13 protein-coding genes and 1 pseudogene are annotated in these 15,551 nt (G+C 57.3%); all 14 read left to right on the top strand.

Annotation, left to right across the window (positions count from 1 at the left end; all coding sequences use genetic code 11):
- Nucleotides 1-36 precede the first annotated feature (36 nt).
- Nucleotides 37-531 carry a hypothetical protein gene (locus APU11_RS20535; RefSeq protein ID WP_013096174.1) on the top strand — a complete coding sequence of 165 codons (495 nt, stop codon included), beginning with the start codon at nt 37-39 and terminating at the stop codon, nt 529-531.
- Nucleotides 532-554: 23 nt separating this feature from the next.
- Nucleotides 555-1,058 carry a type VI secretion system lipoprotein TssJ gene (gene tssJ, locus APU11_RS20530; protein ID WP_013096175.1) on the top strand — a complete coding sequence of 168 codons (504 nt, stop codon included), beginning with the start codon at nt 555-557 and terminating at the stop codon, nt 1,056-1,058.
- A gap of 25 nt (nt 1,059-1,083) precedes the next feature.
- The gene (tssK, locus tag APU11_RS20525) at nt 1,084-2,427 is read left to right on the top strand and encodes a type VI secretion system baseplate subunit TssK (RefSeq protein ID WP_013096176.1); all 1,344 of its coding nucleotides are present in this window, start codon (nt 1,084-1,086) and stop codon (nt 2,425-2,427) included.
- 17 nt (nt 2,428-2,444) lie between these two features.
- Complete coding sequence (locus APU11_RS20520; protein WP_013096177.1) at nt 2,445-3,683, top strand: DotU family type VI secretion system protein; 1,239 nt, start codon at nt 2,445-2,447, stop codon at nt 3,681-3,683.
- Nucleotides 3,684-3,685: 2 nt separating this feature from the next.
- Nucleotides 3,686-7,306 carry a type VI secretion system membrane subunit TssM gene (tssM, locus tag APU11_RS20515; protein WP_058650782.1) on the top strand — a complete coding sequence of 1,207 codons (3,621 nt, stop codon included), beginning with the start codon at nt 3,686-3,688 and terminating at the stop codon, nt 7,304-7,306.
- Between the two features lie 16 nt (nt 7,307-7,322).
- Complete coding sequence (gene tagF, locus APU11_RS20510) at nt 7,323-8,039, top strand: type VI secretion system-associated protein TagF (protein ID WP_013096179.1); 717 nt, start codon at nt 7,323-7,325, stop codon at nt 8,037-8,039.
- 11 nt (nt 8,040-8,050) lie between these two features.
- Nucleotides 8,051-9,067, top strand: coding sequence for a type VI secretion system protein TssA (tssA, locus tag APU11_RS20505; RefSeq protein WP_058650781.1), 1,017 nt, complete (start codon nt 8,051-8,053; stop codon nt 9,065-9,067).
- 75 nt (nt 9,068-9,142) lie between these two features.
- A complete protein-coding gene (tssB, locus tag APU11_RS20500) occupies nt 9,143-9,667 on the top strand; it encodes a type VI secretion system contractile sheath small subunit (RefSeq protein WP_008502644.1) in 525 nt (174 codons plus the stop codon).
- A gap of 3 nt (nt 9,668-9,670) precedes the next feature.
- The gene (gene tssC / locus APU11_RS20495; protein ID WP_013096181.1) at nt 9,671-11,170 is read left to right on the top strand and encodes a type VI secretion system contractile sheath large subunit; all 1,500 of its coding nucleotides are present in this window, start codon (nt 9,671-9,673) and stop codon (nt 11,168-11,170) included.
- Between the two features lie 335 nt (nt 11,171-11,505).
- Nucleotides 11,506-11,988 (top strand): type VI secretion system tube protein Hcp, encoded by a 483-nt coding sequence (locus tag APU11_RS20490; RefSeq protein WP_008502640.1) that lies wholly within the window; start codon nt 11,506-11,508, stop codon nt 11,986-11,988.
- 58 nt (nt 11,989-12,046) lie between these two features.
- On the top strand, nt 12,047-12,538 hold the full coding sequence (locus APU11_RS20485) for a type VI secretion system amidase effector protein Tae4 (protein ID WP_013096182.1): 492 nt from the start codon (nt 12,047-12,049) through the stop codon (nt 12,536-12,538).
- Nucleotides 12,535-12,888 (top strand): T6SS amidase immunity protein Tai4 family protein, encoded by a 354-nt coding sequence (locus tag APU11_RS20480; protein WP_013096183.1) that lies wholly within the window; start codon nt 12,535-12,537, stop codon nt 12,886-12,888. The genes APU11_RS20485 and APU11_RS20480 overlap by 4 nt, the downstream gene beginning before the upstream one ends.
- Before the next feature lie 87 nt (nt 12,889-12,975).
- Nucleotides 12,976-14,745 (top strand): annotated as a pseudogene (gene tagH / locus APU11_RS20475) (type VI secretion system-associated FHA domain protein TagH).
- Nucleotides 14,742-15,539, top strand: a complete 798-nt coding sequence (locus APU11_RS20470) for a protein phosphatase 2C domain-containing protein (protein WP_013096185.1) — start codon at nt 14,742-14,744, stop codon at nt 15,537-15,539. Before tagH ends, APU11_RS20470 begins: the two are co-directional and overlap by 4 nt.
- The last annotated feature ends 12 nt before the right edge of the window (nt 15,540-15,551 follow it).

The raw sequence follows: 15,551 nt of genomic DNA, 5'->3' as shown, positions 1-15,551 counted from the left end.
TTATCTCATCATCGAAATATCGCTACGGAAAAGCATATGAAAATGCGCGTATTGTTTTCACTTCTGTTTGTAATGGCGGTGGCGGGCTGTAAAGCGCCGCAGAAACCTGTGATCACCGACGATACGATCGTGACCAGCCAGGTCAACGGCGTCACCTTAACCCACCGTCATGCCATCACGCCTCCTGCTGAGTTCACTCAGGTTAACGAGCCATACCGTGCCATGTATCCGGCCTCCCTGATGAGCCGCCCTGATTTCGGTGGGAAAGTGGTCAGTACGCTTGTCACCGGTAAAACCTACGTGGTGCTGGGGCAGGTTGAACACTACTGGATGGCGCTTGCCGATGAAGGACAAGACCAGCTGATTGGTTACGTTCCAATGCGTGCGGTAATCAAAGCCGATCAGTACGAAGCCACCGTGCGTAAACAGGCTATTCGTCCTAAGGCGCGTAAAAAAGCGACCTGTGTCGATGTCGATGGTAACAGCAAAGCCTGCAAAGACAGCGCTAACGGTACCTGGATCCTGAACTAAACGGCTTTTCTGAGCGTATTTTTATGAATAATAAAAATTTTCATAAGCTGTGGTTCGTCTTTTACGCGGTGATATTCGCCCTGGTCAGTGGTTGTTCGTCGTCTTCACACAGCGACCCCTCCCGCTACAATCTGCAGTTTCAGGCTCATCCACAAATCAATGATTCTGCGCCGCTTAAAGTCAGAGTGCTGCTGTTGAAGTCCGATGCGGATTTCATGTCCAGTGACTTCTATTCCCTGCAGAACAACGCGTCAGCCACGCTTGGCGCGAATCTGCTGAACAGCGATGTTTTCTTCCTGATGCCGGGCCAGCTTTCGAAAACCCTTAGCGGACAAAGCTCACCCGAGGCGCGCTATATCGGTGTTATGGCCGAATATCAGATGCTGGATGGAAAGAAATGGCGTGTCTCACTCCCACTGCCTGTTCCGGGCGAAAACCATCTCTACCAGTTCTGGAAATGGTCATCCGATGAACTCCAGGCCAATGTCTTTCTCGACATAAATGGCATCCGGGTCATCAGCCAGTAACGCGCTTAAAAACAGGAAACCTATCATGACCAAAGCAGAGAAGGTCGTCTGGACCGAAGGCATGTTCCTGCGTCCACACCATTTTCAACGGACAGAAAGTTATCTGCTCAACCACGTTCGGGAATGGGGTGCGCTGCAGCGATCGTATCTTTGGGGCTTCCTCGATGTTGAACTGGACGAAGCGATGCTTCGCCAGGGCTGCATTGCCCTGAGCTATGCCAGCGGTGTGCTACCCGACGGTACGTTTTTCCAGGTTCGCAATGGGCGCAATGGCCCAGCCCCGCTGAAAATTCCTGACAATCTCACCAACGAAAAGGTGGTGCTCGCGCTGCCGGTACGTAGGGGAGAGCGTGAAGAGGTTATTTTCAGCGAAGAGCCCGCGTCACTGGCGCGTTTTATCGCCTTCGAACAGGAGGTGGAAGACGATAACGCCATGTCGGTGGGGGATGCCACGGTGCAGTTTGGCCGTTTACGTCTGACCCTGATGCTGGAAAAAGATCTGACGGCCGAATGGACGGCGATTGGCATAGCGTTTGTCGCGGAAAAGCGCAACGACAACCATGTGCGTCTGGATAGCAGCTACATTCCGCCGATGCTGAACGCCTGCAACAGCCCGCAACTTTACAGCATGGTCAACGATCTCCACGGCTTGCTGGTGCAGCGCAGCCAGCAGATTGGGGGGCGTTTGCGCCAGCCTGGCCGCTTTAACACCTCAGAGCTGATCGAATTTACGCTGCTGTCGCTGGTTAACCGTCACCTGGGCGAAGTCTCCCATTTAAAAACGCTCCCGCTACTGCACCCGGAAACGCTCTGGCGCAGCTGGCTGCCGTTTGCCACGGAGCTTGCCACCTGGACCTCGCAACGCACCGCCGAAAGCGTGCTGCCGATTTACGATCACGACGACCTTGCGGGATGCTTCAGCAAGCTGATGCTGATGCTGCGTCAGGGGCTGTCGCTGGTGATGGAAGATCAGGCCATTCAGCTGCCGCTGAACGAGCGCTCCCATGGCCTGAACATCGCCACGGTGCCGGAGACCAGCATGGTGCGCGAGTTCGGCTTCGTCCTGGCGGTCAAAGCCAACGTGCCGGGCGAACACCTGCAAACCCATTTCCCTGCCCAGATGAAAGTCGCGCCGGTGTCGAAAATCCGCGATCTGGTTCAGTTACAGCTGCCGGGCATCATGCTGCGCGCCATGCCGGTTGCGCCGCCGCAAATCCCATGGCATGCGGGCTACAGCTACTTTGAGCTGGAGAAGGGCAGCGAGCTGTGGCACGAGATGGATAAGTCCGGTGCATTCGCCCTGCATCTCGCAGGGGAGTTCCCGGGTCTTGATATGGAGTTTTGGGCCATCCGTAGCCCGACTGAATAATAAAGCGAGCGCTTAATATGCAGGAACGACAGGATACCGGCAGTGATGCCGCGTTTACCGGAGCCAGTAGCAACAATCAGCTGGTGGCGGCCGCCAATCCGCTGCTCAACGCGATTCCGCAAATCCGTCATTCGGTGTCTCATGACGATCAGGTGGCACTGCGCCAGCGTCTGATCGACGAGATTCGCCGTTTTGAAGTCCGCTGCCAGCAGGCAGGGCTGGCGTATGAGGTGATCGTCGGGGCGCGCTATTGCCTCTGCACGGCGCTGGATGAAGCCGCGGCGCTGACCCCCTGGGGCAGCAGCGGTGTCTGGTCAAGCAATGGTCTGCTGGTCACGTTTCATAATGAAACCTGGGGCGGCGAAAAGTTCTTCCAGCTGCTGGCGCGTCTGTCGCAGAACCCGCGTGAACATATCCTCCTGCTGGAGATGATCAACTACTGCCTGCTGCTCGGTTTCGAAGGGCGCTATCGGGTTCTGGATAATGGCCGCACCCAGCTGGAAACTATAAAGCAGCGGCTGTGGCAGATGATCCGTGGCGTGCGCGGCAGCTATCCGGCACCGCTCTCTCCACACCCGGAAGATCGTCCCGTGCTGCGCAAGCTGTGGCGGCCGATGGTGCCGCTGTGGGCCTGTGTCGCGCTGGCCGGGTTTATCGCCTGCCTGTTCTACATCATTCTCAACTGGCGTCTTGGCGACAACACCAACCCGGTACTGGCGAAGATTTACCAGTCTCAGCTGCCTGAAACCACCATTCAGCAACCTGCGCGTCAACTGCCTGCGGTGCTTAACCTGCGTGGCTTCCTGAAGCCGGAAATCGACGCCGGTCTGGTGGCGGTGAAGGATGAAGCGGATCGCAGCGTGGTGATCCTGAAAGGAGACGGGCTGTTTGCTTCTGCTTCTACCGTGGTGCGTGACCGCTATGAGCCGGTCATCAACCGGATTGCCCAGGCGATGAACAACGTCAGCGGCAAAATTCTGGTGGTGGGCTACAGCGATAACGTGCCAATTCGCAGTGCGCGCTTCGCCTCCAACTATGAACTCTCTTTGGATCGCGCCCGGTCCGTGCAAAAAATGTTGCAGGGAAGCCTCTCGCAGCCTGACCGCGTGAAAGCGGAAGGGCGGGGAGAGATCAATCCTGTGGCGCCAAACAATACGCCTGAAAACCGCGCCCGTAACCGCCGTGTGGAAATAACTCTGCTGGTGTCGCCTGAAAATACGCAGGCTGAGCTGAACGGATTGCCGCAAGGAAACTAAGGATGCTGACGACTCTTCTTTCTATACTGACCAATCGCATTCTGTGGAGCTTCCTGGGCGTTACCGCGCTGTCGGCGGTGATCTGGATGATTGGTCCGCTGTTATCCATCGTGGATACCCGCCCGCTCGAATCTGAACAAAACCGCATCATCAGTATTGCGGTGGTTTATCTGCTCTGGGCGCAGGGGCATATTCTGCCGCGGCTCTACAACGCCTGGCTGAACCGCAAGCTGATGGACAAGCTCAATGAAAACACCGCCAAACCGGACGCGGCCGATCCCCAGAAGCGGCTGAACAGCGAGGAGCAGATCCTCGCCGGACGTTTTGATGAAGCGGCGCAAATGCTGAAAAAAGCCCACTTCAGCAAAGCGGGACACGGTGCCCAGTGGACGCAGCGCTTCAGTACGCAATATCTCTACCAGCTGCCGTGGTACGTCATTATCGGCGCACCGGGCGCCGGTAAAACCACGGCGCTGGTCAATTCCGGCCTGCAATTCCCGCTGGCGGATCGCTTCGGTAAAACCGCTCTGCGCGGCATTGGCGGCACCCGCAACTGCGACTGGTGGTTCACTAACGAAGCCGTCCTGCTGGACACCGCGGGGCGCTACACCACTCAGGAGAGCGAGCAGGTTCAGGATGCCGGGGAGTGGCTGGAATTTATCGGCCTGCTGCGTAAGTATCGCCGCCGCCAGCCTATTAACGGCGTCATTATCACCATCAGCATTTCCGATCTGCTGACGCTCTCCCCGGAAGCCGCGCGCCAGCAGGCGGTCAACCTGCGCCAGCGGCTGTCTGAATTGCATGAACAGCTGGGTATCCGCTTCCCGGTTTACGTGATGGTGACCAAGGCGGACCTGCTTAAAGGCTTCCGCGCCTGGTTTGCTGACTACGACAAAGCGCAGCGCGACCAGATTTGGGGCTTCACGCTGCCGTGGGAACAGACCAAACACGCCGATTTCGACCTGATGGGGAACTTCCACCAGGAGTTCTCGCTGTTGCAGCAGCGTCTGGACGCCGGGCTGCCGGAGACCATGCTGAAAGAGCATGACGCCAAAACCCGTGCCGAAGCGTATCTCTTCCCGCAGGAGTTCGCGGCGCTGCGCCCGCTGCTGGCAGACTACCTGAGCACGGTCTTTGCCCGCTCTAACTTTGAGACCGAGTTCTCCCCACGCGGAATATACTTCGCCAGCGGCACCCAGGAAGGCATGCCGTTCGACCGCGTCATGGGTGAACTGAACCGCGCCCTGTCACTGCCGGAAGGGGCAGAGGCAGAGAAGTGGGATTCGGTCAGTAAAGAGGCGCCGATCCCCGGTGCAAAAGGGCAGAGCTTCTTCATTAAAAACCTGCTGCAAAACGTCATTTTCCAGGAAGCCGGTATTGCCGGTGAAAACCGCTGGTGGGAACTGCGCAACCGCGCGGTGATCTGGTCCGGATACGCGGCGCTGCTGGCGCTGCTGGTGATCCTCGGCGGATTGTGGCTGACCAGCTATGCCAAAAATAAGGCCTATCTGGAAGAGGTGGACGCTAAAGTCCCGCAGCTGGAGCAGCAGAGTAAAGCGTTACAGAATCAGCCTCAGCGCGATCTGTTCGCGCTCCTGCCGCTGCTGAACAGCCTGGTCGATCTGCCGAAAAGCGAGGCATTCGATGTCAACGACCCGCCGGTCTCCCGCCGTATGGGGCTCTATCGCGGGGATGACGTCAGCGATGCTTCTCAGTCGCTGTATCAGAAAGCGCTGGATCAGATGCTGCTGCCCGCCGTGGCGATGCATATCACCACCTGGCTGCGTAACGACAACGGCAGCGACGTGGAATACAGCTACGAGGCGCTGAAAGCCTACCAGATGCTGTATCAGCCTAAACACTACGACGGCAAATTCCTGCATTCCTGGGTGATGCTCAATTTGCAGCGTAATCTGCCGCAGAACGTGACGCAGGCGCAGCTGCAACAGCTGGAGTGGCACCTGACGCAGCTGCTGGAGCCAAAAATTCAGGCTTCGCCGTATGCCCAGGACGAAGCGCTGGTGGCTCGCGAGAGGGCGCTCATCAACCAGCAGCCGCTCTCCACCCGCGTGTATGGGCGTCTGAAGCGTCTGCTGGAGCATGACGAAAACCTGAAGCCGGTCTCCCTGTCCGACCTGGGTGGCCCGCAGAGCGAACTGGTGTTCTCCCGCAAAAGCGGCAAACCGGTGAGCGAAGGCGTGCCGGGGCTCTACACCCCGGACGGCTACTGGAAGAGCTTTAACAGCCAGATTGACAGCGTGACCACGGCGCTGCACGAAGATGATGCCTGGGTGCTGGGCGCGACCACCTCCGGGGAAGACAAGCAGCAGATCGATAACGCCGTGCGTCAGCTCTACATGCGCGACTTTATCGCAAACTGGGATCGTTTCCTCGCCGACATTCAGCTTAACAACAGCGCCGATCTCTCGCAGCGCATCAACACGGCGCGCCTGCTCTCCGGCGCAAACTCGCCGCTGCGCCGTCTGGTGCAGAACCTGAGCCAGGTGCTGACGCTGTCGCGCAACGCGCCAGCGCCGGAGGACGCGGGGAAAGCGCAAGACCAGAGTAACCGCGCCACCCGTACCCTCGAAGCGCTGTTCAGCAATAACGACAATGCCCCGACGCAGGGGGCAGTAGTGACGCAGGCACCTGAACAGCTGGTGACCGACCATTACGCGCCTATGATCGAGCTGGCTCAGCCGCTGGAGAAGGGCGGCAAGACCATCGTCTTTGATGATTTCCTCAAACAGGTGGATGAGCTGTATCGTTACCTGACCGCGGTGCAGGACGCTGCCAACAGCGGCATGCCAGCCCCGGGTGGTGAAGCAATCAGCCGTCTGCAGGCCAGCGCCGGGCGTCTGCCGGGCGGGCTGCAAACCATGTTCAGCAACATGGCGGTGGGGGCCAGCAGTGATACCCAGCGTCGCGATCTGGAAAACGTCCGTAAGCGCATTAACGTCGAAGTGGGTGGTTTCTGCCGTCAGGCAATTGCCGGTCGCTACCCGCTGGTGCGCAGCGCCAGCACCGAGGTGACGCCGGACGATCTGGCACGCATGTTTGCGCCGGGTACCGGGCTGATGGACACCTTCTTTCGCGACAACCTGACCAACAAAGTGGATACCACTCAGGCGAACTGGCGCTTTATGCCGGGGATCGACGGGAAAACGCTGCCGGGAAGTGAAGGACTGCTGCGACCATTCCAGCAGGCCCAGTCCATTCGCGATGCCTTCTTTGCTAACGGTGCGACGACCCCCTCTTTCAAGGTGACGGTGCGTACCGTGCGGATGGATAACACCATTCTTAACCTGACGCTGGACGTTGACGGCCAACTACTGCGTTACAGCCACGGTCCACAGGCGGTGCAGATCATGAACTGGCCAGGGCCGGGCGGCACCAACCAGGTGCGTATGCAGCTGGGTCTGGCCAACGGCAGCACCGCGACGCTGGTAACCAACGGCGCCTGGGCGCTGAACCGCTTCTTCGATAAAGCGCGCACCAGCCCTGGGGCAGGTAGTCTGAGCCGTCAGGCCACGTTCAACGTCGATGGCCATCAGGTCACGCTGGAGTTTGCGCCGAACAGCATTCGCAATCCGTTCCAGCTTCCTCGTTTCTCATGCCCATAACCGCAAGGACAGCCGTATGACGAATACCCCTGCGATGAACCGCTACAGCTGGTATGGCAAATTACCCAGCGCCGGAGATTTTTTGCAGCGTCGCTTTCCTGACACCCTACAGCGTCAGTGGTCACACTGGTTTCAGGTCGGCCTGCTGGCCTGGCAACAGGAAGAGCAGCGCAGCGGCGAACGCCAGTTTAACAAGGCGCCGGTGTGGAACTTTGTTGTCCCGCCGATGCTGGGCAGCCAGATGATCCAGATGGGCTGCCTGCTGCCGGGCCGCGACAGCGTGGGCCGACAGTACCCGATCTGCATTCAACTGAGCTTCGCCCCGTCAGAGTGGTCGACCAACCTGCTCAGCCAGGCTGAAAGCTGGTATCAGCAGATTGGCCGTCTCGGGCTGCATGCGGTGCGCAACAGTTTTTCCGCCTCGCAGCTGGATGAGATGCTGATGTCAATTCCGGCGCCGCAGCCCGTCGAGCCGCAAAAGCGTTCCGACATCCTTGATGTGATTGGTTATGACGAAGACGGACAGAGCACGCTGGGCTGGCCTCAGGCGGCGGAGTGTTTTGACCCGCTTCGTCAGACCAGCTACTGGTGGACCAACCGCTGCGACGGCTACCCGCTCTACACCCACGTCCACAGCGGAAACTTCACCGGGCAGCTCTTTACGCTGCTGTTCGATCCGGCTGGCGGCGCCCGACCAGGCCGTCACGGTCTTTATCCGCCTATGTTTGAATAAGCAGGGATCACATGAATATCGAAGAATTTCTCGCGCCGATAAGCCCCGAAAAACCCTGCGGCGACAACCTTGAGTACGAAGCCGATTTTCAGGCTATGGGACAGGCAAGCCAGGGTAAAGCGGAACAGCAGTTCGGCGACACGATCATTCCCGCCGAGCCCGCTGACTGGAATACGGTAGAAAAGCTCGCCACCAGCCTGCTGGGGCGCACCAAAGATCTTCGCGTCATGCTGGCGTTAACCCATGCCTGGACCCGACGTCGTGGGCTGCCGGGCTACGCGGACGGTCTGCTGCTGGTGCAGGAGGCGATCACCCGCTACTGGGAGCCGCTCTATCCACTGCTGGAGGAGTATGGCGAAACGGACCCGTTCTATCGCATTAACGCCCTTGCCGCGCTGAGCGATAAATCTGACCTGACCGTCGCGCTGCGAAACGCCTCGCTGCTGCGCTCAAACGGCGATGAAATTTCGCTGCGTGACGCGCAGGCATTGCTGGATGGCAGCAAAACCGAATGCCCGGATTATCCCGGCGGCCGCCCAAGACTGATTGACGAACTGGCGCGCGGCGACCAGCCAGGTACAGAGGCCGTCATCCTGATTAATGAAAGGCTGCTGGCCATTCGCGATCTGCTTAGCGGTTACCTTGGTGAAAGCGGCGTACCGGAAATGGAGCAGTTGCTGAAAACCGTGGGCCTGGTCGCCAGCGCCTGTCAGGTGACCGACATCAGCAAACTGCTGCCCAATCGGGATGCACAGGCGGAACACCACGCTGAGCCGCAGACGGTGGCCACCCAACCCGTGCAGCAGGTCACCGACTGGCGCAGCGTGCAGGTTACCAGTCGCGCCGACGCCCAGCTGATGCTGGAGAAAGCGAAACAGTATTTTGCGCAGTACGAACCGAGCCACCCCGCACCGCTGATGATTGAACGGGTGCAGCGGCTGTCAGAACTTAACTTTATGGACATTATTCGCGACCTGGCGCCAGATGGCGTTAACCAACTGGAAAATATCTTTGGACGCCGCGAATGACGCGTCCAGGCATTATGACGACGGGCACGGAGCTTGTCGTTTCACCTTCACCGCGCATCTTTGATGGAGAACATCATGGCAATGAGTAACAGTGGGCAGAAATTTATCGCACGTAACCGTGCCCCCCGCGTGCAGATCGAGTACGACGTAGAGATCTACGGTGCAGAACGTAAAATTCAGCTGCCGTTCGTGATGGGCGTTATGGCCGATCTGGTCGGCAAACCGGTGGAAAATCTGCCGGCCGTCGATGAGCGTAAATTCCTCGAAATCGACATTGATAACTTTGACGAACGCATGAAGGCGCTTAAGCCACGCGTAGCGTTCCAGGTGGATAACACCCTCACCGGTGAAGGCAAGCTCAACGTCGACCTGACCTTCGACAGCATGGACGACTTCCTGCCGGATGCGGTGGCACGCAAGGTTGAGCCGCTGAACAAGCTGCTGGAAGCGCGTACTCAGCTTTCCAATCTGCTGACCTACATGGACGGTAAAAACGGCGCGGAAGAGCTGATCGCCAAAATTCTGCAGGATCCGACGCTGCTCAAATCCCTGAGCCAGTTGCCGAAAAATGACGAAAGTGCGAAAGGTAGCGAGGAGTAATCGATGAGCAACCAGACTCAACAACACGAGCAGCAGGCAGGTCAGGCGTTCAGTCAGGACGAGTTCAGCGCACTGCTGAACAAAGAGTTCCGTCCTAAAACTGACCAGGCGCGTTCCGCCGTCGAGAGCGCGGTAAAAACTCTGGCGCAGCAGGCGCTGGAAAACACCGTTACCTTCTCCAACGACACCTATCGCACCATCCAGAACCTGATTGCGGGTATCGACGAACAGCTCTCTCAGCAGGTGAATCAGATCATTCACCACGAAGAGTTTCAGAAGCTGGAGAGCGCCTGGCGCGGTCTGAGCTACCTGGTGAACAACACTGAAACCGACGAGATGCTGAAGATCCGCTTTATGAGCATCTCCAAGCAGGAGCTGGGTCGTACCCTGAAACGCTATAAGGGTGTGGGCTGGGATCAGAGCCCGATCTTCAAGAAAATCTACGAGCAGGAGTACGGTCAGTTTGGTGGTGAGCCGTTTGGCTGCATCGTCGGCGACTACTACTTTGACCACAGCCCGCAGGACGTTGAACTGCTGGGTGAAATGGCGCGTATCGGCTCTGCGGCTCACTGTCCGTTCATCACCGGTACCGCACCGGGCGTGATGCAGATGGAGTCATGGCAGGAGCTGGCTAACCCACGCGATCTGACCAAAATCTTCCAGAACACCGAATACGCCGCCTGGCGTTCACTGCGTGAATCGGAAGATGCCCGCTATCTGGGCCTGGTGATGCCGCGCTTCCTGTCGCGCCTGCCTTACGGCATTCGTACTAACCCGGTCGACAGCTTTGACTTTGAAGAGCAGACCGACGGCGCAAACCACAACAGCTACGCCTGGGCGAATGCTGCTTACGCGATGGCGGCCAACATCAACCGCTCTTTCAAAGAGTACGGCTGGTGCACCTCCATTCGCGGCGTGGAGTCCGGCGGGGCGGTTGAAAACCTGCCGTGCCATACCTTCCCGAGCGACGACGGCGGCGTGGACATGAAATGTCCGACCGAGATCGCCATCAGCGACCGTCGCGAAGCCGAGCTGGCGAAAAATGGCTTTATGCCGCTGGTTCACCGCAAAAACTCCGACTTTGCTGCCTTCATTGGCGCGCAGTCGCTGCAAAAACCGGCCGAGTACCACGACCCGGATGCCACCGCCAACGCGCGTCTGGCCTCCCGTCTGCCGTACCTGTTCGCCTGCTGCCGCTTTGCGCATTACCTGAAGTGCATCGTGCGTGACAAAATCGGCTCCTTCCGCGAGCGCGAAGAGATGGAACGCTGGCTGAACGACTGGGTCATGAACTACGTGGACGGTGACCCGGCCAACTCCTCTCAGGAGACCAAGTCCCGCAAGCCACTGGCCGCTGCAGAAGTCCAGGTGCAGGAGATTGAAGACAACCCAGGCTACTACGCCGCGAAGTTCTTCCTGCGTCCGCACTACCAGCTGGAAGGTCTGACCGTTTCTCTGCGTCTGGTATCTAAACTGCCGTCGCTGAAGACGAAAGACGCGTAATTTTTGTGAGTTTCGCCCGGCGGCGCTACGCTTGCACGGGCCTACAATGCAACGTGAAACATATTGATATCGCTGCACCATGTAGGCCGGGTAAGCAAAGCGCCACCCGGCAAGAAAGACTGGTCCTGAGAGGTTCCGGAATAACGTTCGGTAGTAAAAGACTTCTCATTCTTTCCTTTTATTCGGGAGGGAATGTAAGACTGTCAAATGACACGGGTCATTTGATGTGAGGCAGAGGTAAAATATGGACGGTTTTATTCAGCCCCATGCTTTCCTGTTTGCCATATAAGTGCTTTTTCGAAAGCAATATTGTTCATCCACGAAGAGTAGATATTATGGCTATTGATATGTTTCTGAAGGTCGAGGGTGTTACGGGCGAATCTAAAGATTCTAACCACACCGGCTGGACTGATATTACCTCCTTCTCCTGGGGCGCTTCCCAGCCAGGTAATATGAGCGTTGGCGGTGGCGGCGGTGCCGGTAAAGTTAACTTTAACGATCTGCACGTTAACGCTCTGATCGACAAATCCACCACAGCAATCCTGAAACACTGCGCCAGCGGTAAACACCTGACCAAAGTTGAGCTGTCCGTCTGTAAAGCCGGTGGCCAGCAGGTGGAATACTCTCGCATTACCCTGGAAGACGTTCTGGTAACGTCTGTTCAGTACACCGGTGCAGACAACGGCGATACCGTTGGTGTGACCTATGCATTCCAGGCTGCGAAAGTGAAACAGCAGTACTGGGAGCAGACCACCTCTGGTGGTAAAGGTGCTGAAAGCAGCGCTGGCTGGAACATCAAAGAAAACAAAGAAGCATAATAGTAGTGGGTCCGAAAGGGCCCACTTTTTCCTGAGCTTCTTTTCAAGGAGAAACAAGATGTCTCATATGCGTCCTGCTTTTGGTGCCGCCTGGAACCGATTTAAAGAAGTGAACGTCAACGTAGAACAGGTTGGCAAGTTATTGGGGGGGAAAGTTCAGCATAATATAGATGCTGGTATTTTTAAAAATGCCTGCCCCATTCGTATGAGCTATGTTTTAAATTATTGTGGCATTCCAGTTCCTTCTAATAGTAAATATGCAACTGTGACCGGGAGCGACAAGAAGCGATATATGTTCCGTGTTAAAGATATGATTGCTTTTTTACCCACGGTATTGGGAAAAGCTGACATATCTGTTTCTTCTCCAACCCCAGCACAATTTGCGGGCAAGCAAGGTATTATTATTTTTACCGGGCATGGCTGGCTTGATGCAACCGGGCATGTAACACTCTGGAACGGAAATATTTGTTCGGATGATTGTCATTTCCTTGGCTCACCGGGTAATGGTTCATTTATCCCTACTAACGCAACCTTCTGGAGCCTGAAATGAAAAAGCCATTGCTCTTTGTCTTAGCCTTCGTTGCCTCCGCCGCAAATGCCCAGACGTTGCCTGATATCAGTACTTTTTCTCAACAACAAATCTTCGAAAACTGGGTGCAGAATCGATGCATCGGTAAGATTGCGGACAGTAAAAGCCTGAAAGAAGATGCTGATGCCAGCGCCGCGGCATGGCTGGAAGCAAGCAATCTGCCTGCTGAAAATTTTGAAAAAGCTGATGAGGTGATTGTTTCTTTACTGAAACAGAAGGTAGGTGGTACCGAGCCAGGTCATTATCAGATATTGAAGTGCACCTTGATCGCTAATAGTGACGCTATTCGACCACTCAAATCCTCAAAGTAGTAAAGATGAAATCGGCCCCAAACGCCGCCGTTCTCACCCCCGAGAGCGGCAGCGTTTGAGCGCTAATCATACCAGCAGGAATACGCCATGCGATTCACGATTATTTCTACGAAACCCGGTCATCAGCCGCCGCAGAGCAGTTGTGATTTTTATGCCCCCGGGGGCACTATTGGGCGCGGTACGGATAACAATCTGGTACTTCCGGACAATGACCGCACCATCTCGCGCCTGCAGGCTATTGTTCACGTTGACGCCCAGGGCGAATGCCGCGTGACCAACCGTGGCAGCGTCACCCGCGTGGTTTTGAACGACATCCCGCTGGAGCGGGGGCGTCAGGTAGAGCTGCAGGACGGGGATATTCTCGGTATTGATGACTACCGCATCGAAGTGACGGAACTTATCCACGACACGCAGCCGGTGAGCCGCATGGCCGCCAGTATGCAGCAGCAGGCTCGCCCGACAGTGGCGCCGACACCTGCTCCGCAGCCAAAGCCAGCCAGTGCCGCACCGCGCGGCAAAGCGGAGCCAACGGCCGTGCCGTCGGAAATCTGGGATAGCCTGATGCAGGAGTTCTCTATCTCTGACAGCATCTCCAGCAACCGTGCGAAACCGCAGCCTGCGGCGTCTCACGATCCCTTCTCGCAACCTGCGGCACCCGAGCGTAACGCTGAAGATCCGCTGGCAATGTTCAACGACAGCGAGCCGAAGCTTGAGCGTAAGAATGTCGATCCCGACACGCTGTTCAGCGATGAAGCGTTGTTCAAAAAAGAGAGCATTTTTGACGATGTCACCCCTTCAACGCTGGTGCCGCCGGTAGAGAGCAAACCTGCGCCTGCAGAAGAGGCGACGGATGAACTCGACCCGCTGGCCCTGTTTGGTGGTTCGGCCAGCGCGCCAGCCGCGCGTAACGATGATCCGCTCGGGCTGATGGGCGGGGCGCCATTAACCCATCCGGATTAGATCGTGCCTGAGCCATCTGCACCCGCGCCAGAGCCAGAGGCCGTACCGCAGGACGATCCGCTGGCGGATTCTCCGCTGTTTGCTCCTGAGCCACAGGACCCACCGCGTGCGGAAGAGGAAGAGCCGGTACGTACCGATTACGCAGGCTTTACTATGCCTACGCCGCAGGCCGTCGCACGCAGCAGCGCACAGACGCCGAAGGGACGTCTGCGTATCGACCCGGTCAAAAACGCGGCTGCGCCAAGCGCTACGGCGCAAAACGGTGAGAAAGGCGAGGTGCTGCAGGGCGAGCTGCTGGAGGCGCTGCTGGAAGGGATGGGCCTGAGCGAAATGCAGCCGGTGCCGCAGTTTGACCGTGAAAATATGCGTCAGTTGGGACAGATCCTCGGCATGTTCTCGCAGGGCACCGTGGCGTTGCTCTCTTCGCGCTCTATCCTCAAGCGCGGCGTAAAAGCCGATATGACCATGGTGCTGGACGATGCCAACAACCCGTTCAAGCTGCTGCCGACCGGGAAAACGGTCCTGATTCAGATGTTCGGTACGCCGATGCCGGGCTTTATGCCACCCACCAAATCAGTGCGTGACGCGCTGATCGATCTGCAGGCGCATCAGTTGGGGATGATCTCCGGTATCCGCGCCATCATCGCCGCAATGCTGCAGTCCTTTAATCCGGAGCAGCTGGAAGAGCAGGCGAAGCAGAACGGCATGACCTCTCGTCTGGCGCTGCCGGGCAGCCGCAAAGCCGCGCTGTGGGACTACTTTGTTCGCAGCTATGGCGAGACGGCCGGTGAGATTGAGGATGACTTCCACACCCTGTTTGGCGAAGCGTTCCTTCATGCCTATGACATGGAGGTCAATCAGTACAAAGACTCACAGAGCGGATCGGAAGAAAAATGAATATCGCAACGGCTTCTCTCTCCCGCCAGGGAACGCGCGCCAGCAATCAGGACCAGACGGGAGAAACCATAGGGGAACGTTCAGCCTGCTTTGTCGTCTGTGACGGCATCGCTGGACTGCCGGGCGGTGAGGTGGCCGCTGAACTGGCCCGCAACAGCATCATCTCCCGTTTTGATGGCGACAAACACCTTAATGCGCAGCATATTCGTGACTATGTGCAAACCGCGAATCGCACCATTCTCAGCGAACAGCAGGCGGTGCAGGACTATCGCCGGATGGGCACCACGCTGGTCAGCCTGTTTATCGACCGGGATTACCGTCTGGCCTACTGGGCACACGCCGGGGACAGCCGTCTGTACCTGTTTCGTCGCGGCTGGCTGTGGCATGTCACCACCGACCACAGCCTGGTTCAGCAGATGAAAGATGCCGGTCACCAGACCGATAACCTCAACAGCAACCTGCTGTATCTGGCGCTGGGTATTGAAAACGGTGGCCCGGAAGCGAGTTACAGCGACGTGGTGCAGGTTGAAGACGGCGATGCCTTTTTACTCTGCACCGACGGTTTCTGGCACGGCGTCAGCGAAGAGCAGATGAAACAGTCGCTGCATATGGTCAACACCCCACAGGAGTGGCTGACCTTAATGAACCAAATCATTCAAAAGAATGCTGAACAGGAGGGGAATGCTCAGGATAACTATACGGCGCTGGCGGTATGGATGGGCAACCCTCAGGACACCACTTTGCTGCATACGCTCTCTGACGCAGCACAATTTCTTCCCTGCGGAACTGACTAGACACACAAGGAA

Source organism: Enterobacter sp. 50793107 (assembly GCF_001463365.1).
Lineage (GTDB): Bacteria > Pseudomonadota > Gammaproteobacteria > Enterobacterales > Enterobacteriaceae > Enterobacter > Enterobacter cloacae.
The sequence above is the reverse complement of the archived record's forward strand: the minus strand, read 5'-3'. Positions and strand labels throughout refer to the sequence as shown.

Bases quoted from the DNA above. Each gene is read 5' to 3' on its own strand.
- tssC (WP_013096181.1), top strand. From the start codon at position 9,671: ATGAGCAACCAGACTCAACAACACGAGCAGCAGGCAGGTCAGGCGTTC.
- APU11_RS20520 (WP_013096177.1), top strand. From the start codon at position 2,445: ATGCAGGAACGACAGGATACCGGCAGTGATGCCGCGTTTACCGGAGCC.
- tagF (WP_013096179.1), top strand. From the start codon at position 7,323: ATGACGAATACCCCTGCGATGAACCGCTACAGCTGGTATGGCAAATTA.
- APU11_RS20485 (WP_013096182.1), top strand. From the start codon at position 12,047: ATGTCTCATATGCGTCCTGCTTTTGGTGCCGCCTGGAACCGATTTAAA.
- tssA (WP_058650781.1), top strand. From the start codon at position 8,051: ATGAATATCGAAGAATTTCTCGCGCCGATAAGCCCCGAAAAACCCTGC.
- tssJ (WP_013096175.1), top strand. From the start codon at position 555: ATGAATAATAAAAATTTTCATAAGCTGTGGTTCGTCTTTTACGCGGTG.
- APU11_RS20535 (WP_013096174.1), top strand. From the start codon at position 37: ATGAAAATGCGCGTATTGTTTTCACTTCTGTTTGTAATGGCGGTGGCG.
- tssB (WP_008502644.1), top strand. From the start codon at position 9,143: ATGGCAATGAGTAACAGTGGGCAGAAATTTATCGCACGTAACCGTGCC.
- APU11_RS20490 (WP_008502640.1), top strand. From the start codon at position 11,506: ATGGCTATTGATATGTTTCTGAAGGTCGAGGGTGTTACGGGCGAATCT.
- APU11_RS20480 (WP_013096183.1), top strand. From the start codon at position 12,535: ATGAAAAAGCCATTGCTCTTTGTCTTAGCCTTCGTTGCCTCCGCCGCA.
- tssM (WP_058650782.1), top strand. From the start codon at position 3,686: ATGCTGACGACTCTTCTTTCTATACTGACCAATCGCATTCTGTGGAGC.
- tssK (WP_013096176.1), top strand. From the start codon at position 1,084: ATGACCAAAGCAGAGAAGGTCGTCTGGACCGAAGGCATGTTCCTGCGT.
- APU11_RS20470 (WP_013096185.1), top strand. From the start codon at position 14,742: ATGAATATCGCAACGGCTTCTCTCTCCCGCCAGGGAACGCGCGCCAGC.